28 protein-coding genes are annotated in these 26405 nt (G+C 63.6%); 15 read left to right on the forward strand and 13 right to left on the reverse strand.

Annotated features, from left to right (window positions below; genetic code table 11):
- Positions 1 to 180: 180 nt before the first annotated feature.
- The 4 genes from LB515_RS08405 to LB515_RS08420 form a co-directional block, all read right to left on the reverse strand.
- Complete coding sequence (locus LB515_RS08405) at positions 181 to 840, reverse strand: transglutaminase-like cysteine peptidase (protein WP_224707408.1); 660 nt, start codon at positions 838 to 840, stop codon at positions 181 to 183.
- Positions 841 to 1031: 191 nt separating this feature from the next.
- Positions 1032 to 2444: a metalloprotease TldD gene (tldD, locus tag LB515_RS08410; protein WP_224707409.1), complete on the reverse strand. Its 1413-nt coding sequence runs from the start codon at positions 2442 to 2444 to the stop codon at positions 1032 to 1034.
- Between the two features lie 99 nt (positions 2445 to 2543).
- Positions 2544 to 3011 carry a YbjN domain-containing protein gene (locus LB515_RS08415; RefSeq protein WP_224707410.1) on the reverse strand — a complete coding sequence of 156 codons (468 nt, stop codon included), beginning with the start codon at positions 3009 to 3011 and terminating at the stop codon, positions 2544 to 2546.
- A gap of 77 nt (positions 3012 to 3088) precedes the next feature.
- A complete protein-coding gene (locus LB515_RS08420; RefSeq protein ID WP_095766761.1) occupies positions 3089 to 3628 on the reverse strand; it encodes an invasion associated locus B family protein in 540 nt (179 codons plus the stop codon).
- A 211-nt stretch (positions 3629 to 3839) separates the two neighbouring features.
- Between LB515_RS08420 and coxB the strand changes: the two genes are divergently transcribed.
- The 12 genes from coxB to LB515_RS08480 all read left to right on the forward strand — a co-directional run bounded on the left by coxB (position 3840) and on the right by LB515_RS08480 (position 13744).
- Positions 3840 to 4841 (forward strand): cytochrome c oxidase subunit II, encoded by a 1002-nt coding sequence (gene coxB / locus LB515_RS08425; RefSeq protein WP_411965842.1) that lies wholly within the window; start codon positions 3840 to 3842, stop codon positions 4839 to 4841.
- A 38-nt stretch (positions 4842 to 4879) separates the two neighbouring features.
- On the forward strand, positions 4880 to 6529 hold the full coding sequence (ctaD, locus tag LB515_RS08430) for a cytochrome c oxidase subunit I (RefSeq protein ID WP_095766763.1): 1650 nt from the start codon (positions 4880 to 4882) through the stop codon (positions 6527 to 6529).
- A gap of 76 nt (positions 6530 to 6605) precedes the next feature.
- Positions 6606 to 7550, forward strand: a complete 945-nt coding sequence (locus tag LB515_RS08435) for a heme o synthase (RefSeq protein WP_224605091.1) — start codon at positions 6606 to 6608, stop codon at positions 7548 to 7550.
- Positions 7547 to 7738 carry a hypothetical protein gene (locus LB515_RS08440; RefSeq protein ID WP_224545860.1) on the forward strand — a complete coding sequence of 64 codons (192 nt, stop codon included), beginning with the start codon at positions 7547 to 7549 and terminating at the stop codon, positions 7736 to 7738. Before LB515_RS08435 ends, LB515_RS08440 begins: the two co-directional genes overlap by 4 nt.
- Positions 7738 to 8367 (forward strand): cytochrome c oxidase assembly protein, encoded by a 630-nt coding sequence (locus LB515_RS08445; RefSeq protein ID WP_224707411.1) that lies wholly within the window; start codon positions 7738 to 7740, stop codon positions 8365 to 8367. The genes LB515_RS08440 and LB515_RS08445 overlap by 1 nt, the downstream gene beginning before the upstream one ends.
- 1 nt (position 8368) lies before the next feature.
- Positions 8369 to 9250, forward strand: coding sequence for a cytochrome c oxidase subunit 3 (locus tag LB515_RS08450; protein ID WP_140847288.1), 882 nt, complete (start codon positions 8369 to 8371; stop codon positions 9248 to 9250).
- An 84-nt stretch (positions 9251 to 9334) separates the two neighbouring features.
- A complete protein-coding gene (locus LB515_RS08455; RefSeq protein ID WP_224707412.1) occupies positions 9335 to 9721 on the forward strand; it encodes a DUF983 domain-containing protein in 387 nt (128 codons plus the stop codon).
- Positions 9718 to 10473, forward strand: coding sequence for an SURF1 family protein (locus LB515_RS08460; protein WP_224707413.1), 756 nt, complete (start codon positions 9718 to 9720; stop codon positions 10471 to 10473). Before LB515_RS08455 ends, LB515_RS08460 begins: the two co-directional genes overlap by 4 nt.
- Before the next feature lie 137 nt (positions 10474 to 10610).
- The gene (gene ispH, locus LB515_RS08465) at positions 10611 to 11615 is read left to right on the forward strand and encodes a 4-hydroxy-3-methylbut-2-enyl diphosphate reductase (RefSeq protein ID WP_140541535.1); all 1005 of its coding nucleotides are present in this window, start codon (positions 10611 to 10613) and stop codon (positions 11613 to 11615) included.
- Positions 11616 to 11621: 6 nt separating this feature from the next.
- Entirely contained in the window at positions 11622 to 12584 is a 963-nt protein-coding gene (locus LB515_RS08470) for a homoserine kinase (protein WP_224707414.1), read from the forward strand.
- Positions 12581 to 13111 carry a ribonuclease HI gene (gene rnhA / locus LB515_RS08475; RefSeq protein WP_224707415.1) on the forward strand — a complete coding sequence of 177 codons (531 nt, stop codon included), beginning with the start codon at positions 12581 to 12583 and terminating at the stop codon, positions 13109 to 13111. The genes LB515_RS08470 and rnhA overlap by 4 nt, the downstream gene beginning before the upstream one ends.
- Before the next feature lie 39 nt (positions 13112 to 13150).
- Entirely contained in the window at positions 13151 to 13744 is a 594-nt protein-coding gene (locus LB515_RS08480) for a histidine phosphatase family protein (RefSeq protein WP_224707416.1), read from the forward strand.
- 3 nt (positions 13745 to 13747) lie between these two features.
- On the opposite strand, the gene LB515_RS08485 is transcribed toward LB515_RS08480, so the two are convergent.
- The 3 genes from LB515_RS08485 to LB515_RS08495 form a co-directional block, all read right to left on the reverse strand.
- Positions 13748 to 14224 (reverse strand): DUF2938 domain-containing protein, encoded by a 477-nt coding sequence (locus tag LB515_RS08485; RefSeq protein WP_095766774.1) that lies wholly within the window; start codon positions 14222 to 14224, stop codon positions 13748 to 13750.
- Positions 14225 to 14315: 91 nt separating this feature from the next.
- Positions 14316 to 14798, reverse strand: a complete 483-nt coding sequence (locus LB515_RS08490; protein ID WP_224628553.1) for a peroxiredoxin — start codon at positions 14796 to 14798, stop codon at positions 14316 to 14318.
- A gap of 139 nt (positions 14799 to 14937) precedes the next feature.
- On the reverse strand, positions 14938 to 15744 hold the full coding sequence (locus LB515_RS08495; RefSeq protein ID WP_318012615.1) for a protein-disulfide reductase DsbD domain-containing protein: 807 nt from the start codon (positions 15742 to 15744) through the stop codon (positions 14938 to 14940).
- Positions 15745 to 15869: 125 nt separating this feature from the next.
- Between LB515_RS08495 and LB515_RS08500 the strand changes: the two genes are divergently transcribed.
- Positions 15870 to 16478, forward strand: a complete 609-nt coding sequence (locus LB515_RS08500) for a YqgE/AlgH family protein (RefSeq protein WP_095767156.1) — start codon at positions 15870 to 15872, stop codon at positions 16476 to 16478.
- A gap of 159 nt (positions 16479 to 16637) precedes the next feature.
- Here the strand turns inward: LB515_RS08500 and LB515_RS08505 are convergent, their stop codons facing one another.
- Genes LB515_RS08505 through thrC form a run of 4 tightly spaced genes read right to left on the reverse strand, consistent with a single transcriptional unit; the run spans position 16638 to position 22845 of the window.
- On the reverse strand, positions 16638 to 19526 hold the full coding sequence (locus LB515_RS08505) for an EAL domain-containing protein (RefSeq protein ID WP_176476983.1): 2889 nt from the start codon (positions 19524 to 19526) through the stop codon (positions 16638 to 16640).
- A gap of 2 nt (positions 19527 to 19528) precedes the next feature.
- On the reverse strand, positions 19529 to 20125 hold the full coding sequence (locus tag LB515_RS08510; RefSeq protein ID WP_140541542.1) for a GNAT family N-acetyltransferase: 597 nt from the start codon (positions 20123 to 20125) through the stop codon (positions 19529 to 19531).
- Positions 20126 to 20140: 15 nt separating this feature from the next.
- Positions 20141 to 21433: a M16 family metallopeptidase gene (locus tag LB515_RS08515; protein ID WP_224628555.1), complete on the reverse strand. Its 1293-nt coding sequence runs from the start codon at positions 21431 to 21433 to the stop codon at positions 20141 to 20143.
- Positions 21434 to 21447: 14 nt separating this feature from the next.
- Complete coding sequence (gene thrC, locus LB515_RS08520) at positions 21448 to 22845, reverse strand: threonine synthase (protein WP_224707418.1); 1398 nt, start codon at positions 22843 to 22845, stop codon at positions 21448 to 21450.
- A 128-nt stretch (positions 22846 to 22973) separates the two neighbouring features.
- On the opposite strand from thrC, the gene LB515_RS08525 reads away from it, so the two are divergent.
- Complete coding sequence (locus tag LB515_RS08525; protein WP_224607607.1) at positions 22974 to 23717, forward strand: hypothetical protein; 744 nt, start codon at positions 22974 to 22976, stop codon at positions 23715 to 23717.
- A 25-nt stretch (positions 23718 to 23742) separates the two neighbouring features.
- Here the strand turns inward: LB515_RS08525 and LB515_RS08530 are convergent, their stop codons facing one another.
- Positions 23743 to 24432 carry an HAD family hydrolase gene (locus tag LB515_RS08530; protein WP_224707419.1) on the reverse strand — a complete coding sequence of 230 codons (690 nt, stop codon included), beginning with the start codon at positions 24430 to 24432 and terminating at the stop codon, positions 23743 to 23745.
- Between the two features lie 173 nt (positions 24433 to 24605).
- Here LB515_RS08530 and LB515_RS08535 point away from each other — a divergent pair, with 173 nt between their 5' ends.
- Positions 24606 to 25739 (forward strand): site-specific DNA-methyltransferase, encoded by a 1134-nt coding sequence (locus LB515_RS08535; RefSeq protein ID WP_224637704.1) that lies wholly within the window; start codon positions 24606 to 24608, stop codon positions 25737 to 25739.
- A 51-nt stretch (positions 25740 to 25790) separates the two neighbouring features.
- On the opposite strand, the gene LB515_RS08540 is transcribed toward LB515_RS08535, so the two are convergent.
- Positions 25791 to 26402, reverse strand: coding sequence for an HAD family hydrolase (locus LB515_RS08540; RefSeq protein ID WP_224637705.1), 612 nt, complete (start codon positions 26400 to 26402; stop codon positions 25791 to 25793).
- Positions 26403 to 26405 lie beyond the last annotated feature (3 nt).

The raw sequence follows: 26405 nt of genomic DNA on the forward strand, positions 1-26405 counted from the left end.
CGAGGTAGAGAATGTGACGGATCAGTCCGTCAAAGCAGACAGGACCGCTCTGGTCACGCCGGGAGCGATTGCGGGAAAAGGTGAAAGGTTCTGGCTCGGTGACTTCGCCATAGCCTTCCGTGCAGAATTGCATCCCAGGGCGAGAGAGCGGCTCGCCGTTTCCGTGAAACGCTCTGGCCCTTATGAGCTCGGAGACAGTCGTTTCGCCGTGCCGCCGCGCTGGTTGATCGACACCCAGGTGTTCGGGTTCTGCTGCGACTGGCGTTTCAGGAAATAATAGCCGGTGGCGTTCCAGGGGCGGATTTCGTCGACCAGATTGTCCAGCACGAGATCGCCCTTGTCGGTTTTCACCGTCAGAATGGTGTGGCCCTCATTGTGGAGATCGCGCACCACCGTCATCAGCAGCGCCTGCCGGGGGAAGCCCGCTTCCAGGAGCAGCTTGCGCTTGTAGAGCGCGTAGATCTTGCAGTCGCCCTTGCCGTCCGTCGGATAGTCCCAGTGGTCCATCGTCGTGCCCCAGTGGTCATAGTTGCTGACGGGCTTGATGGAACGGTTCGCCTTCTGGTTTACCCGCTTGAGGATGCTCATTTTCTGCGCGGTCAGCCTGACGCTTATGGCAGGCAGGGCAGGCACGTTGCATTCCTTCGGCCGGCGATGACAGAAATCGAGCCAGCCATATGGGACGCTGGTGCTGCCGCCGACTGCGGCGGCGCTCGCAGCCGTTAGCTTGAACAGCGACGACTGCGCCGCTGCAGGGCCGACTTGCAGCGATGATGCGCCAACCAGGGAAACGAGGCCAATGAGGAAAGAAGAAGTCAGGACGCCAGGGGAACGCTGCATTGCCGACACCACCGCAACGAGAAGACTGGCGACAAGCTAATGCGCAAACGCCCGCCCCGCCAATTGAACAATTAATAATGTCCTAACACGATTGTGTTCACTTCAAGGTGGAGGATGCATTCACGCCGGAACCGCCTGGCGCGCGGAGACTGCTCCGGATGGTCGTTCGTCAGGCAGTGGACGACAGACCCTCAAACCCTGGTGCCGCCCACCGTCATCTGGTTCATCCGCAGATGCGGCTGGCCGACGCCGACGGGCACGCCCTGTCCGGCCTTGCCGCACATGCCGATGCCGGTGTCGAGCTTCATGTCGTTGCCGATCATGCTGACGCGGTGCATGGCGTCCGGCCCGTTGCCGATCAGCATCGCGCCCTTGATCGGCTGCGTCACCTTGCCGTTCTCGATCATGTAGGCTTCGGTGCAGCCGAACACGAACTTGCCCGACGTGATGTCGACCTGGCCGCCGCCGAAGGAAACGGCATAGATGCCGTTCTTGACCGAGGCGATGATCTCTTCCGGCTCCATGTCGCCCGAGGTCATGTAGGTGTTGGTCATGCGCGGCATCGGCTGGTGCGCATAGCCTTCGCGGCGGCCGTTGCCCGTCGCCTTCATGCCCATCAGCCGGGCGTTCTGGCGGTCCTGCATATAGCCGACCAGTATGCCGTCATCGATCAGCACATTGCGCGCCGAGGGCGTTCCTTCGTCGTCGACAGTGAGCGAGCCGCGCCGCTCGGGGATGGTGCCATCATCGACCACGGTGACACCCTTCGCCGCCACCTGTTGGCCCATCAGGCCGGCGAAAGCCGATGTCTTCTTGCGGTTGAAGTCGCCTTCGAGCCCGTGCCCGACCGCCTCGTGCAGCATCACACCCGGCCAGCCGCTGGACAGCACGATGTCGAATGTGCCGGCGGGCGCCGGAACCGCTTCCAGATTGACCAGCGCCTGCCGCAGCGCCTCGCTGGCGGCATGCTTCCAGCTTTCCTCGCCGACGAATTCGCCAAAGCTCTTGCGGCCGCCCATGCCGTAGGAGCCGCTCTCCTGCCGGTCGCCATCGCCGACCACCACGGAAACGTTGATCCGCACCAGCGGGCGGATGTCGCGCACAATGTGGCCGTCGCCGCGCACGATCTCGACATGCTGCCACGAGGCGGCAAGCGACGCCGTCACCTGGCGCACGCGCGGATCCTTGGCGCGCAGCCAGCCGTCGATCTCCTGCAACAGCTTGGCCTTGGCCTCGAAGGAAGGCGAGGGGATAGGGTTCTCGTCGCCATAGAGATGGCGGTTGGTGCGGGCGGGCGCTCCGGCCAATGTGCCGGAATAGCCGCCTTTGACAGCCGAGACTGCGTCCGCCGCGCGCAACAGCGAGGCTTCGGAGAGATCGCTCGAATGCGCATAACCGCTGGCCTCGCCGGCCACGGCACGCAGGCCGAACCCCTGGTCGGTGTTGAAATTGGCCGTCTTCAGCCGGCCATTATCGAACATCAGCGCTTCGTTCTCGCTGTATTCGAGGAACAGCTCGCCGTCGTCGGCGCCCTTGATGGTCTCGGTGACGATCTCCTTGACGCGATCGTCGGAAATGTCGAATTGGCCGATCAGGCTGTTCATGGCAAATCCATTCGTGGAAACAAATCGTTCCTCGGCATGTAGGCGCGAAGCCGCCGTTGCACAATCGCCAACTGGGTCAAGGCGACGATTGCGCCGCCATCACCTGCCGCTGACGAAGTCCTTGATGTTGCCGGCCATCGCGTTCCAATTGGAAAACTGCTCCTCGAGATTGGCCCTGGTGATGCCGCCGGCAAAGCTGACATCCATCCTGAAATTCGAGCCGTCGCCCGAATAGGCCCTCACCCACCGGTATTTTGCGTTCCAGGCGTTGGCTTGGTCAGCGGTAAGCGGGTCGGCGTAGCCGGTCGCGAATTGCAGCGACTTGCAGTTCTCGCGGTCTTCGCAGCCGTAGAAATAGATCAGGTATTTAACGCCGTCGACCCGCCCCGAAATCATCGGATCGCCGTTGTCGTCCTTGCCCATCCTGGCGGAACCGAAGCCTTTGGCGATATCGAGGATCGCCGCCGGGTCGGGCCTCCGGAGGATTTCGGCGTCCTCGGCCCGGGCGACCGAAACCGCACCGGCCAGCGCCAGCCCAGCGATGAAAGCGGACAATGACGTGCGCATGGAGCCTCCTGCCGCCAAATCCGCATTCGCCATCCGACCTCAGCGTCGGAAATGGCCGCGGTGCATGGGCAAGAAGATCAAGGTAGGGCGGCGAAGCCGTCCGCAAAGCCCTTGAGATCGACCGGAATGCCGATGCCTTCCTCGGGCGTCTGGAACACGATGAAGGTGGCCGACGTGCCGCTCTTCAGCGTGTCGAGCAGCGGCTTTTCCAGAATCACCTCGGCGTAGCAGCCATCCTGGAAGCAGCGCACGAAATAGGCGCGGCCGATATCCTTGCCGTCGACATTGAGGCCAAGCCCGTTGGGCAGGAGCACGCCGAGCGGCGCCAGCACGCGCAGGATCTCGGCCTTGTTGTCGGCTGTGCGCAGCACCACGACCGAAAGCCCCATTTCAGGGCGGTCCTCGGCGACGACGTTCTGCATCATCACGCATTGTTCTGAGGTAGCACCTGCAGGCGTATCGCAGATGATCGACCACGCGCCATGCGTCGACTTCACCGTGCCGCTCGGTGGCTTGGCGTCGTTAGGCGAGGCGGGGGCGCCGACGGCTACGCCGACACCGAGCAAGGCGACGGCAAGGACGACCTTCGCCAGGGTTCTCGAAAGCCAGGAAGTCATAACGGCTCCATTGCGAATCACGGCACTTTAAGCCGCGCCGGGGCCAAGTAAAGGACGAGACCTCCGCCGGTCCGCCCCGATACCGGCAATTGCATGCTTTTCCAAAGCAAATTCGCCCGAATTGCGACCGTCGCGCATATAGCATGGCGGGCGCCGAACGCAGCCTTCGGCCTGCGCGCAAAAATGCCGCACGGTTTCCTCCGCTCCTTTCTTGCGGAGGGAAATAGAGTATGGTTTGAACCAGCCTCGGGACAGCCCGGGATTCCCAATTCCGGTGTCGTCCGTTATTGGTGCGACCAGATCGCGGGAAGTGGGAGACGAGAGGGCGATGAGGAAATTCCTGGCAAGCGCTGAATTCTTGGCAGGTACGGCAGCTTCGGCCGTGCTCTTCTCCGGTGCGGCGGCTCGCGCCGACCAGCCGCGGGAATGGGAGATGACCTTCCAGGCGCCCGCGACCGACATGATGCGGCAGATCGAGCGGTTTGGGAACTACACCATGTGGTTCATCGTCCCGATCACCATCCTCGTGCTGGTGCTTCTGCTGGTCTGCATCGTCAGGTTCCGCGCAAGCGCCAATCCAGTGCCGTCCAGGACCAGCCACAACACGCTGATCGAGGTGATCTGGACCGTCGGGCCGGTGATCGTGCTTCTGCTCATCGCCATTCCCTCCTTCCAGCTGCTCACCGCTCAATACACGCCGCCGGAAGAAGCCAAGCTCACCGTCAAGGCGACCGGCAACCAGTGGAACTGGGATTACGAGTACCAGGTCGACAAGACCTTCTCCTTCAACTCGGCGGTTCTTCAGGATGCCGACCGGGCCAAGGCGGGCAAGGAAGATCGCGCCCGCTATCCGCGTCTGCTGGCGGTCGACAACGAGCTGGTCGTGCCCGTCAACACCATGACCCGCGTGCTGATCACCGCCACCGACGTCATCCACTCCTTCGCCGTGCCGTCCTTCGGCATCAAGATGGATGCCGTCCCCGGCCGCACCAACGAGACCTGGTTCAAGGCGGAGAAGGAAGGCCTCTACTACGGCCAGTGCTCGCAGCTCTGCGGCAAGGACCATGCCTTCATGCCGATCGCCGTGCGCGTGGTGTCCGATGCGCAGTTCAAGACCTGGCTGGATACGGCCAAGACCGACGTGCCCGCCGCCAACAAGGCGCTGATGGCCGAGATCGATGGTACCAACAAGGTAGCGGCCGCCGGCAACTGATGCCGCGGGTTAGCAAGATTTAGGGAACGGAGCGGAACATGGCAGAGGCTGCAGCTCACGATCACGGCGACCACAGGCCGCATGGCTGGGTCCGCTGGGTCTACTCGACCAACCACAAGGACATCGGCACGCTCTACCTGATCTTCGCGATCATGGCCGGCATCATCGGCGCCGCGCTCTCGGTCGCCATCCGCATGGAGCTGCAGGAGCCGGGCATCCAGATCTTCAGCGGCCTGGCGCAGATGGTCTACGGCATGCAGGGCGACGCCGCCATCGACGGCGGCAAGAGCATGTACAACGCCTTCGGCGCCGCGCACGGCCTGATCATGATCTTCTTCATGGTCATGCCGGCGCTCATCGGCGGCTTCGCCAACTGGATGGTGCCGATCATGATCGGCGCGCCGGACATGGCCTTCCCGCGCATGAACAACATCTCGTTCTGGCTGCTGCCGCCTGCCTTCATCCTGCTGCTCTCCTCGATGTTCGTGCCGAGCGCGCCGGGCGCCTTCGGCGTCGGCGGCGGCTGGACCATCTATCCGCCGCTCTCGACCTCCGGCCAGCCAGGCCCGGCGATGGACCTGGCGATCCTGTCGATCCATATCGCCGGCGCGTCGTCGATCCTCGGCGCCATCAACTTCATCACCACCATCTTCAACATGCGCGCTCCCGGCATGACGCTGCACAAGATGCCGCTGTTTGCCTGGGCGGTGCTGATCACCGCTTTCCTGCTGCTGCTGTCGCTGCCGGTTCTGGCGGGCGCCATCACCATGCTGCTCACCGATCGCAATTTCGGCACCGCTTTCTTCGTGCCGGATCAGGGCGGTGACCCGATCCTCTTCCAGCATCTGTTCTGGTTCTTCGGCCATCCCGAGGTGTACATCCTGATCCTGCCGGGCTTCGGCATCATCAGCCATATCGTCTCGACCTTCTCGAAGAAGCCGGTGTTCGGCTATCTCGGCATGGCCTACGCCATGGTCGCGATCGGCGCCGTCGGCTTCATCGTCTGGGCGCACCACATGTACACGACCGGCCTGTCGCTCGACACGCAGCGTTACTTCGTGTTTGCCACCATGGTCATCGCGGTGCCGACCGGCGTGAAGATCTTCTCCTGGATCGCCACCATGTGGGGCGGCTCGATCTCCTTCAAGCCGCCGATGCTGTGGGCGCTGGGCTTCATCTTCCTGTTCACCATCGGTGGCGTCACCGGCGTTCAGCTGGCCAATGCCGGTCTCGACCGCTCGCTGCACGACACCTACTTCGTGATCGCCCACTTCCACTACGTGCTGTCGCTGGGCGCGGTGTTCGCCATCTTCGCCGGCTGGTACTACTGGTTCCCGAAGATGACCGGCTACATGTACTCGCCGGTTATCGCCAACACCCACTTCTGGGTCACGTTCGTCGGCGTCAACCTGATCTTCTTCCCGCAGCACTTCCTCGGCCTCGCCGGCATGCCGCGCCGCACCGTCGACTATCCGGACGCGTTCGCCGGCTGGAACATGGTTTCGTCCTACGGCTCCTACATCGCGGCCGTCGGCGTTGCGATCTTCCTCTACGGCGTGTTCGAGGCCTTCCAGAAGAAGCGCGTCGCCGGCGCCAACCCGTGGGGCGAGGGCGCCACCACGCTCGAATGGCAGCTGCCTTCGCCGCCGCCGTTCCACCAGTGGGAACAGCTGCCGAAGATCAGGTAGGCAGCGTCCCGACGCATACGAGGCCGCCGGCTTGCCCGGCGGTCTTGGCCAACGGAATGATGGACTTTAAGTACGCATGGCCCTTGCCGAAGACAGATTGATGGAGGAAGCGGGTTTTCGCATGTCGGAAGCGACCGCAGGCGATTTCTTCGCCCTCCTGAAGCCGCGTGTCATGTCGCTGGTCGTCTTCACGGCCTTTGTCGGCATGATCGCGGCGCCCGTTGCCATCAATCCGCTCATGGCGGTGATCGCCATCCTCGCAATCGCCATTGGCGCCGGTGCTTCCGGCGCGCTCAACATGTGGTACGACGCCGACATCGACGCCGTGATGACGAGGACCGCCGGCCGCCCGGTGCCGTCCGGTCGCGTCACCCCAGGCGAGGCGTTGAGCTTTGGCCTTGTGCTGTCGGTGCTGTCGGTGATGACGCTCGGAGTGCTGGTCAACTGGCTGTCGGCATCGCTTCTCGCCTTCACCATCTTCTTCTACGCCGTCATCTACACGATGTGGCTGAAACGCTGGACGCCGCAGAACATTGTCATCGGCGGCGCCGCCGGCGCCATCCCGCCGGTAATCGGCTGGGCCGCCGTGACCGGCTCGGTCAGCCTCGAAAGCGTGATCCTGTTCCTGATCATCTTCCTGTGGACGCCGCCGCATTTCTGGGCGCTGGCTCTCTTCAAATCCGACGACTACGCCCGCGCCGGCATTCCGATGATGCCGAATGTCGCCGGCCATGCCTCGACCCGTAGGCAGATTTTTGCCTATGCGCTGATCCTGGCGCCGGTCGGGGTGCTGCCCTGGGCGCTCGGCTACACCACGGCCGGCTACGGCGTCGTCTCGGCGGCCCTCGGCGCGGGCTTCGTCTGGTATGCCTGGAAAGTGCTTGCCATGGCCGACGACGATCGCGCGATGAAGCCGGCCAAGGCCCTGTTCGGCTACTCGCTGCTCTATCTCTTCGCTATCTTTGCCGCCTATCTCGTCGATTGCGTGGTCGGGCGCGCCCTCATGATGGGGGGAGCATGATCGTGGCTGACAAGAAACTCGAACTGGTCACGCTGACCGAACGCCAGCAGAAGGCCCGCCGCAACCGCTCCATCGCCATCGGTCTTGCGCTGGCAGCGCTGGTCGTCGTCTTCTATGCCGCCACCATCGTGCGCTTCGGTCACAGCGGAGCCAGCATCACCAGCTCCGGCCTGTTGGGAGGCGGCTGATGGGCGGCGAGACCAGCAGCAAGCCCCGCAAGGTGAACAACAGCATCGTCGCCGCCGTCTGCCTCGCCTTCTTCACCGGCATGGTCGGCATGGCCTATGCGGCGGTTCCGCTCTATAAGATGTTCTGCCAGGTCACCGGCTATGGCGGGACCACGCAGCGCGCCGAGAAGCAATATGCCGGCCGCGTGCTCGACCGTGATATCACCATCCGCTTCGATGCCAACACCAACGGCATTCCATGGCAGTTCGAGCCTGTCGCCCGCTCGGTGACGATCAAGATCGGCGCGACGGCGCAGGCGCATTACAGCGCCACCAACAAGTTCGACCGCACCATTACCGGCCGCGCCTCGTTCAACGTGCAGCCGGAAATGGCCGGTGCCTATTTCAACAAGGTGGAGTGCTTCTGCTTCACCGACACGACGCTGAAACCCGGCGAGACGCTGGACATGCCGGTCGTGTTCTATGTCGATCCAGACATCGTCAACGTGCCGGAACTCAAGGACTTGAAGACCATCACCCTGTCCTACACGATGTTCCCGGTCGAAAATAAACAGCCGGTCGCCTCCTCGGTGCCGGCCGCTGGCAGCAGCAACAAAGTTCCAGATTCCGACGCAAGCCTCGGGGGTTGATATGGCAGACGCGCACGCAAAACCACAACACGACTACCATCTCGTCAACCCCAGCCCCTGGCCTTTCCTGGGTTCCGTCGGCGCGCTGGTCACCGCCATCGGCGGTGTCTGCCTGATGCAGTATCTGAAGGGCGGCAACTTCCCGGTCTTCGGCCACAACATCGCCAATCCGTGGCTGTTCTTCATCGGCATGATCATCGTGCTCTACACGATGTTCGCCTGGTGGTCGGACACCATCAAGGAAGCGCACGAGGGCCATCACACGCGCGTCGTTTCGCTGCACCTGCGCTACGGCATGATCATGTTCATCGCCTCGGAGGTGATGTTCTTCGTCGCCTGGTTCTGGGCCTTTTTCGACGCAAGTCTCTTCCCCGGCGAGGCGAACCAGTATGCCCGCACCGCCTTCACCGGCGGCGTGTGGCCGCCGAAGGGGCTTGAAGTCCTCGATCCCTTCCACTTGCCGCTCTACAACACCATCATCCTGCTTCTGTCGGGCACGACGGTGACCTGGGCGCACCACGCGCTTCTGCATGGCGACCGCAAGGGCCTGATCAACGGCCTGGTGCTGACGGTCGGCCTCGGCATGCTGTTCACCATGGTGCAGGCTTACGAGTACATGCACGCTCCGTTCGGCTTCAGGGATTCGATCTACGGCGCCACCTTCTTCATGGCGACCGGCTTCCACGGCTTCCATGTCATCATCGGCACCATCTTCCTGCTCGTCTGCCTGATCCGCGCGTGGCGCGGCGACTTCACCCCGAAGCAGCATTTCGGCTTCGAAGCGGCCGCCTGGTATTGGCACTTCGTCGACGTGGTCTGGCTGTTCCTGTTCAGCGCCATCTATGTCTGGGCCTCGAACGGCGCACTGATCGAAGGCCATTAAACCGACGGGTTTCGGAATCCCAAAGGGCGGCTGCGGCGACGTGGCCGCCTTATTCTTTGGGACAAAAAGGTCTAGGGTGGGAACATGAGCGAAGACAAGGCGATCTGGCCACCTATCGATCCGATCTCGGCCGGTCTGCATGGCCGCTGTCCGCGCTGCGGCGAAGGCAGGCTGTTCTCGGGTTTCCTCACCATCGGCAACCGCTGCTATAATTGCGGACTCGACTATTCCTTCGCCGATGCGGGCGACGGGCCGGCCGTGTTCGTCATCCTGATCATCGGCTTCGTCGTCGTTGGCCTCGCATTGTGGATGGAGGTGACGTTCAGTCCGCCGCTCTGGCTGCACTTTATGTTGTGGATACCGCTGGCGCTGGTGCTCTGCCTGACGGCGCTGCGCCTGATCAAGGGCGTGCTGATCACCTTGCAGTACTCCAAGAAGGCTGCTGAAGGCAGGCTGGATTCCAACGAATGAGCGAGACGACCGATTTGGTTGGCGGCCCTTCGCGGCCGCGCACGGCGTTGCTGCTTGGCCTCGGCCTTGTCCTGTTCGCCGTCCTGATCGGGCTCGGCACCTGGCAGGTCCAGCGCCTGCACTGGAAGGAAGGCCTGCTCGCAACCATCGACAAGCGCACCCATTCCGCACCGCTGGCGCTAGCGGACGTGGAGAAGGAATTCGCCGCTTCCCACGATGTCGACTACACGCCCGTGACGGTGACAGGCACTTTCCTGCACCAGGGCGAGCGGCACTTCTTTTCCACTTGGCAAGGCGACAGCGGCTTCAACGTCTACACGCCCCTGCAGCTCGAGGACGGCCGCTTCGTGCTCGTCAACCGCGGCTTCGTTCCCTATGACCTCAAGGATCCCTCCAAGCGCCGGCAGGGCGAAGTCGCCGGCAAGGTGACCGTGACCGGACTTGCCCGCAATCCGCTGCCTGCAAAGCCGTCGATGATGCTTCCCGACAATGACGTCGCCAAGAACATCTTCTACTGGAAGGACCGCGACGTCATGGCGGCGACCGCCGGTCTGCCTGCCGGGTTCGTGCTGGTGCCGTTCTTCGTCGATGCCGACAAGACGCCGAATCCTGGCGGCCTGCCGGTCGGTGGCGTCACCATCATCGACCTGCCGAACAACCATTTGCAATATGCCGTCACGTGGTACGGGCTGGCCGCCGCCCTTGCAGCCGTGCTGATCCTGAGGTTGCGCCGCCCGGTGAAGGAGCAGTGAGCGTCCTCGCTCTTGACAGGGCAGGGGTGCGCACATCATTTCGCCTAATCAAACAGATAGACCATGATGTCGTCCGAAAACCGCTTCACACCTTTCGGCATCATGTTCTTGGTTCCGACTGAATCGGCCTTGCATTCATGACCCAGAAAAAGCCACCGCTGACGATCAGGCTCTGCCAGCCGCGCGGCTTCTGCGCCGGTGTCGACCGCGCCATCCAGATCGTCGTGCTGGCGCTGAAGAAATACGGTGCGCCGGTCTATGTCCGCCACGAGATCGTGCACAACCGCTACGTCGTCGAAGGGCTGCAGAGCCTGGGCGCCGTCTTCATCGAGGAACTGTCCGAGATTCCGCCGGAGCATCGCCAGTCGCCCGTGGTCTTTTCCGCGCATGGCGTGCCGAAATCGGTGCCGGCGGACGCGCAGGCGCGCAATCTCTTTTACCTCGACGCCACGTGCCCGCTCGTCTCCAAGGTGCACAAGCAGGCGATGCGCCACCAGCGTCTCGGTCGCCACGTACTCCTGATCGGCCATGCCGGTCACCCGGAGGTGATCGGCACGATGGGACAATTGCCGGAAGGCGCGGTGACACTGATCGAGACCGAGGCTGACGCCGCGCGTTTCGTGCCCGTCGACGCTTCGGCGCTGGGCTTCGTCACCCAGACGACCTTGTCGGTCGAGGACACCGCCGGCATCATCCGGGCGCTCCAGGAGCGGTTTCCCGAACTGCATGCGGCCGCGGCCGAATCGATCTGCTACGCCACCACCAACCGCCAGGAAGCGGTGAAGGAGACAGCGGCCGGCGCCGATCTTTTCCTTATCGTCGGCGCTCCCAATTCGTCCAATTCGCGTCGTCTTGTCGAAGTGGCGGAGCGCGCGGGCGCCACAATGTCGCTTCTCGTGCAGCGCGCCGCCGAAATTCCGTGGGATGAGATCGCCGGGATCAGGACGCTCGGCCTGTCGGCCGGCGCCTCGGCGCCGGAAATCATCGTCGACGAGATCATCGACGCGTTCCGGCAACGCTTCGACGTCACCATCGATCTGGCCGTCACGGCCACGGAAACGGAGGATTTTCCGGTGATGCGGGTGTTGCGCGATGTCGAACTGACGGCGGCCGACATGGCCTTCGTCAACGGAGCGGCGTGAAACCGGATGGCCGTCTACACCGACGTCAACGAAGGCGAGCTGACCGCATTCCTCAAGGCCTATCCGGTGGGTGAGCTGCTCTCCTACAAGGGCATCGCCGAAGGCACCGAGAATTCCAATTTCCTGGTCCACGCCTCGACCGGCTCCTACATCCTGACGCTCTACGAGAAGCGGGTCGACAAGGCCGACCTGCCGTTCTTTCTCGGCCTGATGGGCCATCTTGCCAGGAAAGGCATTTCCTGCCCGCTGCCGGTCACCGCGCATGACGGCACCGTCATCGGCACGCTGGCCGGCCGGCCCGCCGTCATCATCACCTTCCTCGAAGGCCTGTCGCTCAGGCGGCCGACGGCCGCGCATTGCGGCGAAGTCGGCAAGGCGCTCGCCAGCCTGCATCTTGCCGGCCAGGATTTTCAGATGCGAAGGCCGAACGCGCTGGCGATCGAGGGCTGGCGCAAGCTCTGGGCTGCCTCGCGCGAGCGCGCCGACGAGGTCGAGCCAGGGCTGGCGGCCGAGGTCGACGCCGACTTCAGCGATTTCGAGCGCAACTGGCCCACCGGCCTGCCGAAGGGCATCATCCATGCCGACCTGTTCCCGGACAATGTCTTCTTCCTCGGCGAGAAACTGTCCGGGCTGATCGACTTCTATTTCGCCTGCGACGACCTCTACGCCTATGATATCGCCACCTGCCTCAACGCCTGGTGCTTCGAGAAGGATTTTGCCTTCAACCTGACCAAGGGGACGGCGCTGCTGGCCGGCTACCAGTCGGTGCGGCCGCTTCAGGCCGACGAGAAGGCGGCGCTGCCGATGCTGGCGCGCGGCTCGGCGCTGCGCTTCATGCTGACCCGCCTCTATGACTGGCTGACCATTCCGGATGGCGGGCTGGTGATGAAGCGCGATCCGACCGAATATATCCGGCGCATGCGCTTCCATCGCGCCATCAAGTCGCCATCCGAATACGGGCTGACATGAACAAGCAGATCGAGATCTTCACCGACGGCGCCTGCTCGGGCAATCCCGGGCCGGGCGGCTGGGGCGCAGTGCTTCGCTACAACGGCGTCACCAAGGAGCTGTCCGGCGGCGAGGCCGAGACCACCAACAACCGCATGGAGCTGCTGGCCGCCATCACCGCGCTCAACGCGCTGAAGGAGCCTTGCGCGGTCGACCTCTACACCGACAGCAAATACGTCATGGACGGCATCTCCAAATGGATCCACGGCTGGAAGAAGAACGGCTGGAAGACCGGCGACAGGAAGCCGGTCAAGAATGGCGAGCTCTGGCAGGCGCTCGATGAGGCCAACCGGCGTCACAAGGTCGTCTGGCACTGGGTTAAGGGCCATGCCGGCCACCCGGAGAACGAGCGCGCTGACGAACTGGCCCGGCAGGGCATGGCACCGTTCAAGAAGGGCCCGGTGAAGCCTGTTTTGGCGGCGCAGTCCGCAGCGCAGCCGAAGCGGCCGGCGGTTGCGAAGGCGCGACGCTCGACCCAGAGCTACTGATCGGCCATCGAGCCCGCATCTGATCGGAGAAAGTTTGCCTTGCCGATCGCCTATTACATTACCCATCCGCAGGTTCGGATCGACGCCAACATTCCGGTGCCGGAATGGGGGCTGTCTGACATCGGCCGGGCAAGGGCTGTTGCGATGCTCGATCAGCCCTGGATCGGCTCGATTGGGCGCATCGTGTCGTCCGCTGAACGCAAGGCGGTCGAAACTGCGGAAATCCTGGCGAAGCACCTTCATCTCGAGGTCGAGGTGCGGGAGCGGATGCACGAGAACGACCGGTCGGCGACGGGCTTCCTGCCGCCGCCGGAATTCGAAGCGGTTGCCGACGAGTTCTTCGCCAGGCCGCACGACTGCATCCGCGGATGGGAAAGGGCGATAGACGCGCAGCAGCGCATCATGGACGAAGTCGACGCCGTGCTTGGCACCGGCCTCACCGGCAACGTGGCTTTCGTTGGCCACGGAGGCGTGGGAACACTTCTGCTGCTTTCGCTCGATGGCCGCGAGATCAGCCGTATCGCGGATCAGCCGGCGGGCGGCGGCAATTACTTCGCCTATGACATTGAGGCTCGCCGCATCCTGCACGGCTGGCGCCCCATCGACGAACTGGCGCCGCATAGCGGCATTTGATCGTCAGCGGATCAGCAGCGCCGTCGAGAACATGCCGAGCGCGAACACCGTGTGCGCCAGGAGGTTGAGCGCGCGCACCTTCATCGGATTGGGAAGCTTGGACGCCGCCCAGCCGGCGCCCATGCCCGGCGCCAGGAGGAACCAGCCGGCCCCAACCGTGACGATGCCGAGGATGAAGGCCGGCAGGAATGTCGGTGCCGCCAGCCAGCCCGCGCCGGCGAGCACGACAAGGATCACGCCGTAGAGAATGCCGACGAGGTAGTGGAATGCCCAGCCGAGCGCCTTTTCATGCGCATAAGGTGCCGCCTTGCCGATATCGTCGTGAAAAACCCTCTTCGGCAGATGCCGCACCCAGCGTCCGACCATGCCCCAGTTGGGCAATGGCAGGCCGAACGCCTTGTTGAGGACGATCGCCCAGACATCCATGAATACTGTGGCGCCGATGCCGATCGCCACTGCGCGCCAGACGGTGTCAAACATCAGAGCATGATCCTGAACCGAAGGTCAGCGAACGCAAAAAGTGGAACTGGTTTTCGGACAAGATCATGGGGCCAACGAAACCTGACCTGATCTAGAGCTGCTCGAGGATTTTTGCCGCGCCACTCTCGTCGACGCCCGGCTTGGTCTCGACATTGAGCGCCACGACCTTGCCGTCGTCGACGATCATTGAGAAGCGCTTCGAACGCAGGCCCATGCCGGCCCCGGAAAGATCGTTGTCGAGTCCCACCGATTTGGCGAAATCGCCGCTGCCGTCGGCGAGATAGAGGATCTTGCCTTCGCCGCCGGTGAACCGCGCCCAGGCGCCCATGACATGCACGTCGTTGACCGAGACGACGGCGATCGTGTCGACGCCGCGGGCCAGGATGGCGTCATGATTCTCCAGATAGCCAGGCAGGTGGTTGTTGCTGCAGGTCGGCGTGAAGGCGCCGGGAACGCCGAACAGCACGACTTTCTTGCCGGCGAAGATCTCATCGCCGGTGATCGACTTTGCGCCGTCCGCGGTCATGGTCTTGAAGGTCGCTTCGGGCAGTTTTTCGCCAACCGCAATGGTCATGGGGTGCCTCGCTTGGGGGATGGGAAGGATCGATGCCTTCGATATCGGACTGCGCGGGCTCCGGCAACTCTTCAGAGCAATTCCAGGAAAAGTGTGCAGCGGTTTTCCGTCCGGAATTGCGGCTCAGAAAGACCCTGCATCAAGGGAAAGGCAGCAGCCCGTCCACCGAACCCTCGGCACTGGTCAGCGTGTAATACAGCCCGCCATCGGTCGGCGCCGCCGACGGCCGGTCGAGGATCGGCACGGTGAAGACGAGCTTGCCATCCTTCTGACTGCGCACCGGCGCGCCGAACATGTAGTCGCGCTCGCCGGCGATGAAGAGATCGACGGATTGCGGATCGCCGGGCGACTGCGCCTGGACGACAAGGGTCTCATGGTCGCTGGACAGCACGCTGATGCCGAAATCGGACCGGGCCGGGGAGGGCAGCGTCGCAAGTGCGGTTTTCACCAGGGCCGCGTCGGTCGCGTTATCGGGGTCGGACCCGGGATCGACGCTGAGCCGGGTCTGCACTGGAATGCAGATCGTCTCGCAGATGCCGAGGAAGATATTGGCATCGATGGTCGCCGGCTGGTCGGGCGAAGACAGCGTGAACGTCACCGGCAGCGACACCGGACGATCGTAGCCGGCCCATTTGCCATAGCCGTCGTCATGCCGCTGCGGCTGCGGGAACGACAATTGCGCGTCGGCGACATTGGTGCTGCCCGATATGTCGAGTTGCGGCGGCACGCCGGCGTCGCCTGGATCGCGCCAATAGGTTTTCCAGCCGGGCTTCAACGCGATGTCGAGCACGCCGTGGATCTTGCCGACCTGGTCGGGCTTGCCGGTGGTCACCAGCCGAACCTTGCCGCCTTCACTGTTGTACCAGTTAGAGGAGGAGGCCTCAGCCGGTAGGCTTGTAGCCCACCCGAAAACGACGCCGAGAACCAGTAATTTCATGTATCGCATGCGGTGATTTGACCGTCCGTTCTTGGCCGCGCAATGACTTCATCGCTCTCCCGGTATCATATTTGCGTGACATCGGGGACTGGCACCATCTTTTCGGCGCTGCCGAAACGCGTTACGCTGAGGCCATGGACTTGCTGCGCCACAAGAAGTCGGCCGCCGGACGCGGTTTCCTCGACGATCAGTTCCTGATTGCCATGCCTGGCATGAAGGACGACCGTTTCGCGCGCTCCGTCATCTACATCTGCGCCCATAGCGACGAGGGCGCGATGGGCCTGATCATCAATCAGACGCAGCAGATGCTGTTTCCGGACCTGCTTGTGCAACTCGGCATCATGAACGAGCAGGAAGCGATCCGCCTGCCGGCGCATACGCGCGATTTCGTCGTGCGCAACGGCGGGCCCGTCGACCGCAGCCGCGGCTTCGTGCTGCATTCGGGCGACTATCGCGTGGAATCCTCGCTCAACGTCTCCGACGATATCTGTCTGACGGCAACCGTCGATATCCTGCGGGCCATCTCGACCGGCCGCGGCCCGCGCCATGCCCTCATGGCGCTCGGCTATTCCGGCTGGGGCGCCGGCCAGCTCGAAACGGAGATCTCCGAGAATGGCTGGCTCACCTGTCCGGCGACGCCGGAGCTTCTCTTCGACACCGATATCGAGCGCAAATACGACCGTATCCTTGCCTCGATCGGCATCGACCTCGCCCATCTGAGCGCCGCCGCCGGGCACGCTTAGCCTACCCGAGCAGACGCAGAGGCCGTTTCGAAACTCGCTCATGCCAGCCATATGGTGGTGATTTCGAGAACCGGAGCGGAGCGTGCTTAACGCACGTGAGCACCGGACGCGCAGAAAGCGCATCCAGATGGCCGCAGGAGCAGAGTTTCCAAACCGCCTCTAAGCCTGGGTCAGCGGATACTGCTCCCTCAGCGTCTTCAGCACCTGGTCGCCGGGCATCGGCGCGCCGAACATGAAGCTCTGCACATATTCGCAGCCCATCTGGCGCAGCTCCAGCGCGTCGCTTTCATCCGAAATGCCTTCCGCCACGACCGAAAGCCCCAGCTCATGCGCCATGTTGACCATCGATTTGAGCAGCACGGCACGCTTCGGCGTGGCGTCGTCGACGAAGCTCTTGTCGATCTTGATGGTGTCGAAGGGGAAGCGCGTCAGGTAGGAGAGCGAGGAATAGCCGGTGCCGAAATCGTCGAGCGACAATCCGATGCCGAGCTGCTTCAGCTTGGTCAGCACATGCGCGGTCTGCTCGGGATTGTCCATCACCAGGGACTCGGTGAGCTCCAGCCGGAAGCAGCGCGGTTTCAGATTGGCGCGCGCTATGACCGAGCGGACGTCGCTGACCAGGTCGCGGCGGATGAGCTGGCGGCTGGACAGGTTGACCGACACCGACAGCGGCGCGTCGCCGATCTGCTTCTGCCAGGTCGCGAGGTCCTCGGCCGCCTGCTGCATGGCGAACAGGCCGAGCTGCACGATCAGCCCGCAATTCTCGGCGACCGGAATGAAGTCCCCCGGCGGGATCATGCCGCGGCGCGGATGGTCCCAGCGCAGCAGCGCCTCGAAGCCGGCGACGCTGCCATCCTCCAGCCGCACGATCGGCTGGTAGGCAAGCGTGAACTCGCGCCGCTCGATAGCGCGGCGAAGGTCGGATTCGAACTGCAGCCGGTCGGTGCCGACGGTGCGGAAGGCGGGACGGAAGGGCTCGATCCTGTCGCCGCCGAAACGCTTGGCCTGGTGCATGGCAAGCTCGGCGTCCTTGACCATGTCCTCGGCCGAAGTCTGCGCCGTCGTCCAGGTGATCAGGCCGATCGATGCGGTGAGCACGATTTCTCGCTTGGCGAAGGTGATCGGATTGTTGATCGCGTGCTTGATGGCGTCCGCCATGGCAGCGATGCGGGCCGGGTCCTGTTCCGAAAGCAGCATCAGCGCGAACTGGTCGCCGGCAAAGCGCGACAGCGAATCCTTCGGCTTGAGCAGCCGGTGCAGCCGGCGCGCGACAGTGAGCAGAATGGTGTCGCCGGCGGAGATGCCAAGGCCGTCATTGACCTGCTTGAAGCGATCGATGTCGATGATGAAGACCGTCGGGCGCACCTTCTCCTCGGTGCGGGCGATCGAGATGATCGCTTCCAGCCGGTTCATGAACAATTCGCGGTTCGGCAGGCCGGTCAAATTGTCATGCACGGCGTCGTGCAGCAGCCTTTCCTCGGATTTCTTCTGCTCGGTGACGTCGATCATGGTGCCGACGCAGCGGATCACCTCGCCGTCGGAGCCGATCACCGGGCGGGCGCGCAGCGAGAACCAGTGGTAATGGCCGTCGGCGCCGCGCAGGCGGAAGTTCTGCGCTACCTTGCCGCGCCTATGCTCCAGCACCACGTCGAGCGTGGTGCGGAACGTGTCGCGGTCGTCGGCATGCAGCACCGGCAGCCAGTTGCGGGCCGCACCCCCAAGGCTGTTGGGCGCAAGGCCGAGCTGCAGGCTGATGTCGGGCTTAGTCACCACGCGGTCGCGCAGCACGTCCCAATCCCAGACGATGTCGCCCGAGCCGGCGACGGCGAGCGCCTGCCGCTCCAGGTCGGAGAACAGGCCCTGATGCAGCGCGCCGCCGGCAAAGGCGTGCTGCATGACCGTGAAGCCGATCAAGAGGATGATCAGGATCAGCCCGCCGCCCAGCGCCGGCTGGGCGATGTCGTTGTCCAGCATGCCGGTGATCGCCATCCACGATCCGCATAGCCATAGCAACACCATCACCCAGCTCGGCACCAGCATGATCGCGCGGTCATAGCCGCGGATGCCGAGGAAGATGATCAGGCCGAGACCCGTGAGCGCGGTGGCGGCGAACGAGATGCGGGCAACGCCGGCGGCGACCGCCGGATCGACGATGGCGACCCCCGCGATCAACAAGAGCCCTAGGATCCAGACCAGCGCGCCGTAGCTGAAATGACCATGCCACCGGTTGAGGTTGAGATAGGCGAACAGGAACACCACGAAGGTTCCGGCCAAGGCCACCTCCGTGCCGGCCCGCCAGATCTGCTCGTTGCCGGGCGATATCTCGATGATCTTGTTGAGGAAGCCGAAGTCGACGCAGATATAGGCCAGCACCGCCCAGGCGAGCGCCGCGGTCGCCGGGAACATCGAGGTTCCCTTGACCACGAACAGGATCGTCAGGAACAGCGCAAGAAGCCCCGAAATGCCGATGACGATGCCGCGGAACAGCGTGTAGGAATTGACCGAGTCCTTGTAGGAATCCGGCTCCCAGAGATAGACCTGCGGCAGTTTCGGCGAGGCGAGCTCGGCGATGAAGGTCACCACCGTTCCGGGGTTCAGCGTCACCCGGAATACGTCGGCGTCGGGGCTTGTCTGGCGGTCGAGCGCGAAGCCCTCGCTGGGCGTGATGGCGGCGATGCGCGTGGAGCCGAGATCCGGCCAGAAGATGCCGGAATTCACCAGCCGGAAATGCGGCGCGACGATCAGCCGGTCGAGCTGCTGGTCGGTGGTGTTGGCGAGCGCGAAGACGGCCCAGTCGCCGCTCGAGCGAGCATCATTGGCTTCCACTTCGATGCGCCGCACGATGCCGTCGGGGCCGGGCGCCGTCGAGACCTGGAAATTCTCACCCTGGTTCCGGTAGATTTCCACGGCGCGCGATAGGTCCAGCGCCTTGTCGTCGCGCGCGATTTTGATCGGCTCGACGGCAAAAGCCGGCATGGCCGAAAAAAGCGTGACGACGACCGTCATGATGAGGGCGAATAGCGACGCTAATCGCGGAAAATTCGTCACAATCAGCCCTTCGTTCCATCGCCCGGCGGATCGTCCGCGATCCGGGCGTAGAGGTAGTGATCCTGCCAGATGCCGTTGATCCTGAGATAGGATCGCAGAAGTCCTTCGCGCCGGAATCCGGCTTTTTCAAGCACACGGATCGACCGGGCATTTTCGGGAATACAGGCAGCTTCGATCCGGTGCAACCGCAGCGTATCGAAGGCGAAGCGCGACACCAGCTTGACCGCCTCTGTCATCATGCCGCGGCCGCCGAAGCGTTCACCGATCCAGTAGCCGATATGGCCGCTCTGCGCGACGCCGTGGCGGATGTTGCCGAGCGTGATGCCGCCGGCGAGCTTGCCGCTCGATTTTTCGAAGATGAAGAAGGCGATAGCCGTGCCCTGGGCATAATCCTCGCGGTAGCGGCTGATGCGCAGGCGCCAGGCATTGCGGTCGAGCTCGTCCGGCTGCCAGCGCGGCTCCCAGGGTTCGAGGAAGGCGCGGCTTTCGCCGCGCACCGCCGACCATTCGCGATAGTCGTTGGTCAAGGGCACGCGCAGCGTGACCTTGTCGCCCTTCAGTGCCGGCAGGTCGCGGCGAAAGAAAGGGAGCGCGAACACGGTTTTGGTCGAAGATCAGACGGCGAGCCGGCGGGCCGTCGTCTGCGGGCCCGCAAGCGATTCGAGGATCGCCTCATAGGGCGCAAGCGTGCCCACGGGACCGACCGCGGTAAGCGTCGGCTTGGTCGAGAACAGCCGCGAGGAGAGATCGGTCAGCCGCTCGACGGTCAGCGCCGAAAGCCGCTCCATCAATTCCTCTTTGGCAATCGGCCGCCCGAACAACAGCAATTGCCGGGCAATCTGCGAGGCGCGGCTCGCTGGGCTTTCGGCCGACATGATCAGGCCGGCGCGATATTGCGCCCGCGCCCGGTCGAGCTCGTCCTGCTGGATGCTCTCGCCGGCCTTCTGCAATTCGCCGATGATCACCGGCACCAGCTTGGCGATGTCGCTCTGCCCGGTGGCGGCATGCACGCCGAAGATGCCGGTGTCGGAAAAACCCCAGTGGAAGGCATAGACCGAGTAGCAGAGGCCACGCTTCTCGCGCACCTCCTGGAACAGCCGCGACGACATGCCGCCGCCCAGGATCATCGACAGCACCTGCGAAGCGTAGAAATCGCGCACATGGTAGGCGCGGCCCTCGAAGCCGAGCACGATCTGCGCATCCATCAGGTCGCGGTCCTCGCGGAAGTCGCCGCCGACATATTGCGCATATTGCGGGATATTGCCCGCCGCCTTGGCGCGGAAGCCGCCAAGCCGCTTCTCGACCTCGTGCACGAAATTGTCGTGCTTGACGTCGCCGGCGGCCACGACGACCATCCGCTCCGCGTCATATTGGCGCTCGATGAAGCTGTGCAACTGTTTGGAGGTGAAGGATTTGACCGTCTCCGGCGTGCCGAGGATCGAGCGGCCGATGGTCTGATGACGGAAAGCCGTTTCGGTGAAGCGGTCGAAGACGATGTCGTCGGGCGTGTCGTGCGCGGCGCCGATCTCCTGCAGAATCACATGCTGCTCGCGCTCCAGCTCGTCGGGATCGAATTCGGATTCCTGCAGGATGTCGGCCAGGATATCGACCGCCAGCGGCACGTCGTCGGAAAGCACCCTGGCGTAGTAGGAGGTCGTCTCGACGCTGGTGGCGGCGTTGATCTCGCCGCCGACATTCTCGATTTCCGAGGCGATCTCGAAGGCGCTGCGGCGCTTCGTGCCCTTGAACGCCATGTGCTCGAGCAGATGGGCCATGCCATGCTCTTCGTCGCGCTCGTTGCGGGCGCCTGACTTGACCCAGACACCAAGGGCAACCGATTCGATGCTTGGAAGGGTTTCGGTGGCGACTGTCAGGCCGTTCGACAGACGGCTTACCTCAACACCCATATGGCAAGTACTCCCTAACGCGCCGCCCGCGAGTGGCGGTCCACGTAATCTTCCACCATTTTCAAGTCGGATGGAAGTATCGTGTATTTTTCGTCGGCTGTCATCAAGCCGCCTAGCCATGCGGGCAGGGCAGGGGTGATGCCGCTCGCGGCCTCGACCGCCGCCGGGAATTTCGCCGGATGCGCGGTGCCGAGCACCACCATGGGCACCGCGCCGGAGTCCTGGCTGGCGGCGACACGGACGGCTGCGGCCGTATGCGGATCGAGCAGGTAGTTGCTCGCCTCGAGCGTCGCACGGATGGTGGCGGCGACCTCGTCGACGCTGGCGCGGCCGGCATCGAACTCGGCGCGGATGCGCTTGAGCTCGCCCTCCTCGATGGTGAAGGCGCCCGACTGCTTCAAGCCGTTCATATAGCGCCGCACGGTCTCGGCATTGCGGCCTGCGGCCTCGAACAGCAGCCGCTCGAAATTCGACGACACCTGAATGTCCATCGACGGCGAGGTCGTGGCGAACACGCCCTTGGTGCGGTATTCGCCGCTCGCCAGTGTGCGTGCCAGGATGTCGTTGTCGTTGGTGGCGATAATCAGCCGCTCGATCGGCAGGCCCATGCGCTTGGCGGCGTAGCCGGCGAAAATATCGCCGAAATTGCCCGTCGGCACGGTGAAGGAGACCGGCCTGTCGGGCGCGCCGAGCGACAGGGCCGACGAGAAATAATAGACGATCTGGGCCATGATGCGGGCCCAGTTGATCGAATTCACACCCGACAGCGACACCCTGTCGCGAAAGGCGTGGTCGTTGAACATGTCCTTAACCAGGCCCTGGCAGTCGTCGAAATTGCCTTCGACCGACAGCGCATGGACGTTTGCCGCGCTCGACGTCGTCATCTGGCGCTGCTGCACCGGCGATACCTTGCCGTGCGGGAACAGGATGAAGATGTCGGTGCGGTCGCGGCCGGCGAACGCATCGATCGCGGCACCCCCGGTGTCGCCCGAGGTCGCGCCGACGATGGTGGCGCGTTTGCCCCGTTCCGAAAGCACATAATCCATCAGTCGCGCCAGCAACTGCATCGCCACGTCCTTGAAGGCCAGCGTCGGGCCGTGGAACAGCTCGAGGATGAAGGTGTTTTTCCCGGTCTGCACCAGCGGGCAGACGGCCTCGTGCCGGAAAGTCGCATAGGCCTCGCGCACCAGCCGCTCGAAGACGGGCGCCGCGATCTCGCCGCCGAGGAACGGCGTCAGCACGCGGATGGCAAGGTCCGGATAGGCAAGGCCGCGCATGGCGCGGATGTCGGCGGCCGAAAACTGTGGCCACTCGCGCGGCACGTAGAGCCCGCCGTCGCGCGCCAGGCCGGCCAGCACAGCGTCGGAAAATCCAAGCGCGGGCGCATCCCCGCGGGTACTCACATATTGCATCGTCAAAGGCCTATTGCTGCCGGTCGCGTCATCCACGGCAATTGGTTAATTTTCCGAGCCCGCTCAGTCGCATTTTTGCCGCGCGGTTGCTATACGTCACCGGCTTTGTGAGAGGGAAGTGCAGTTTCATGGCGTTTTATTCGGTCAACCGTCGTTTTGTTGCGGGTCTGGCGCTCACCGGCTTTATGCTTGCCGCCGCCGGCTGCCAATCGAGCGACAATGGTATTCTTAACTTTGGTCTAACCAAGAAGGATCCCGTCGCGCCGCCGCCGCCGCAGGATCCCAAGATCCTCGCCAGCCAGTTGCGAGCCTATTGTCCGAAGGTGACGCTGCGCGACGGCACTGCCTATTTCAACACCTATGCCAAAGGCACGACGGCGAAGCCCAAGAAAAAGAAAGTTGACGCCGCGGCCGACGCCGAGGCCGAGGCAGCCGCCGCGGCCGCACAGACCGGACCCAACGGCCAGCCGATCGATCCCGCTCACGATCCGTCGAAGATCATCTACCAGGCGTCGATCACCGACGTGACGCGCGATTGCACCCATGCCAACGGCCAGATGTCGATGAAGATAGCCGTCGCCGGCAAGATCGTGCCGGGGCCGATGTTCGCGCCCGGCACCGTCACCATGCCGATCCGCATCGCGGTTCAGCATGGCGAGGAGGTGCTTTATTCGCAGCTGCATCCGTACCAGGTGCAGGTTACCGACCCATCGGCCGCTACCCAATTCGTCTTCGTCGACAACAATGTCGTGGTGCCGGAGCCGACCGCGCGCGACTACCAGGCCTATGCCGGCTATGACGAGAACACGCCGGTCGCCTCGGCGGACAAGCCGAAAGGCAAGAGGAAGAAGCGCGCTCCAGCGACGAACTGAGCAAGGGCCAGGATTCGAACGATCCTCAAGCGTCTTCCGACCACTCCGACAGCGCCGCGATCGTGCTGTTGAGCTCCGCCCAGCGCCGGATGACCGTTTCGGCGCCGGCCTCGGTCAGCGCATCGGCATGGCCCGGATAGCTGTGCCCGGCGCCGGTGAAGCCAATGACGCGCATGCCGGCGGCCCTGGCGCCGGCGATGCCGTGCACGGAATCCTCGATCACGAAAGTGTTCTTCGGGTTGGCGCCGAGCTTTTCGGCGGCGTAGAGAAACACGTCCGGCGCCGGCTTGGTCTTCTTGCTGGGAATATCGAGGCCCGAAAAGATGCGGCCGGCGAAGAACTGCAGCAGCCGCACCTTCTCCAGCATGAATTCGACCCGCTCGGTGCGTGAATTGGAGCAGACGGCGCGCGGCGCGGTTACGGCCGCCACCGCCTCGCGAGCGCCGTCGATGATGCGCACGTCTGCGCGCAGCTTGCGGTCGACGAGTTCCTCCTCGCGGTCGATCAGCGAGGCCTGGAATGGGATCCGCGACTTCTCCTCGACCCGCAACATGATGTCCTTGAAGGTCAGGCCGGCATAAGTCTCGGCAAGCTCCTCGGCCGAAATCTCGAATCCGGCCGACGTCAGAAGCTCCGCATCGATGCGCGCGGCAATGATTTCGGAATCGACGAGCACGCCGTCGCAATCGAAGATGACAAGGTCTGGCTGGGGCATGGCAATCCGGACGTTGAGAAGGGGAGCGTGGCATGGCTGGCCCAAGCGGTGCGGCATACACCAACAGGCCGCTCTTCGCAAACCGAGCAAGCGTCTGCAGCCTTCACTGAATGTTTACGCTGATCGGTAACCATAACAGTCAGTAAACCGTAACGCGTGCTTTGGGTGTTTTGATGTCTGCCATGCGTCTTCTCGACGAGCTTTCCCACGCTCCCCAGCGGTCCGAATGGCTGGATACCATCCTGAAAGGCGATTGCGTCGCCGCGCTTGACCGCCTGCCGGAAAAGTCGATCGACATCATCTTCGCCGACCCGCCCTATAATCTGCAGCTCGACGGCGACCTGCACCGGCCCGACCAGTCCAAGGTCAACGCCGTCGACGACGACTGGGATCAATTCGAGAGTTTCGAGGCTTATGACGCCTTTACCCGTGCCTGGCTGCTCGCGGCGCGCCGCGTGCTGAAGCCCAGCGGCACCATCTGGGTCATCGGCTCCTATCACAACATCTTCCGCGTCGGCGCCCGCATGCAGGATCTCGGCTTCTGGATCCTGAACGACATCGTCTGGCGCAAGACCAACCCGATGCCGAATTTCCGTGGCCGGCGCTTCCAGAACGCGCACGAGACGATGATCTGGGCCTCGCGCGACCAGAAGGCCAAGGGCTACACCTTCAATTACGAGTCCCTGAAAGCCTCGAACGACGACCTGCAGATGCGCTCCGATTGGCTTTTCCCGATCTGCACCGGCGGCGAGCGGCTGAAGGACGAGAACGGCAACAAGCTGCATCCGACGCAGAAACCGGAAGCCTTGCTTGCCCGCATCATGATGGCTTCGACGAAGCCGGGCGACGTCGTGCTCGATCCCTTTTTCGGTTCCGGCACCACCGGCGCTGTCGCCAAGCGCCTTGGCCGCCACTTTGTCGGCATCGAGCGCGAGCAAGCCTATATCGATGCCGCCAATGAGCGCATCGCCGCGGTGCGCCCGCTGGAAAGCGCCGATCTCACCGTGCTTTCCGGCAAGCGCGCCGAACCGCGCGTCGCCTTCATCAGCCTGATCGACAACGGTCTGGTGGCGCCCGGCGCCACGCTCTATGACGCCAAAAAGCGCTGGGCGGCAAAGGTGCGCGCCGACGGCACGCTGGCGATCGGCGACAGCGCCGGCTCGATCCACAAGATCGGCGCCGAAGTGCAGGGGCTGGACGCCTGCAACGGCTGGACCTTCTGGCACTATGAGCGCAGCGGCGGCCTGACCCCGATCGACGAGCTGCGCCGTATCGCCAGGCTCGGCATGGAGCGGGCAGGGGGCTGATTCGCCTGAAGCTGAACCAAAACATCAACGGATCGCCGCAAGCGATTCAGATCAGGCTGCAATCCCCAGCCGCTCAAGGTCTGCCTTAAGTGCCTTGGCGTCGGTGAACAGCACGGCCTGCCAGCCCGCCGCCTTGGCGCCGTCGACATTCTTCTGGCTGTCGTCGATGAATAGCGAAGCCGCCGGATCGAGCCCGAACGAAGCCACGTGATGGTCGTAGATGGCGCGGTCCGGCTTGATCAGGCCGATGTCGCCGGAGACCGTGATGCCGCGCGGCTTCTCAAGGAACGGAAAACGGGCGCGAGCCTCGCGGAATGTATCCGACGCCCAGTTGGTGAGCAGGGTCACGTCGCGGCCGTCATCGATCAGGCCCTCGAGCAGCGCGACGCTGTCGTCATAGGCATGCGGCACCATATCATGCCAGTGGCGGCGGAAGTTGCGGATGTTCTCGGCGTGGTCGGGATGTTCGGCGATCAGCGCCGCCTCGGCCTCTTCCCATGTCCGCCCGCGATCCTGCTCGATGTTCCAGGCGCTCGTGCAGACATTGTCGAAGAACCACCGCCGCTCTTCGGCATCGGGGATCAGGCGGCTGAATGGAATGTCCGGATCGTAATGGATAAGCACCTTGCCGATGTCGAAGACGATATGGCGGATTTCGGTCATTGC

This window comes from Mesorhizobium sp. CA15, assembly GCF_020165215.1.
In the GTDB taxonomy this organism is placed as follows: domain Bacteria; phylum Pseudomonadota; class Alphaproteobacteria; order Rhizobiales; family Rhizobiaceae; genus Mesorhizobium.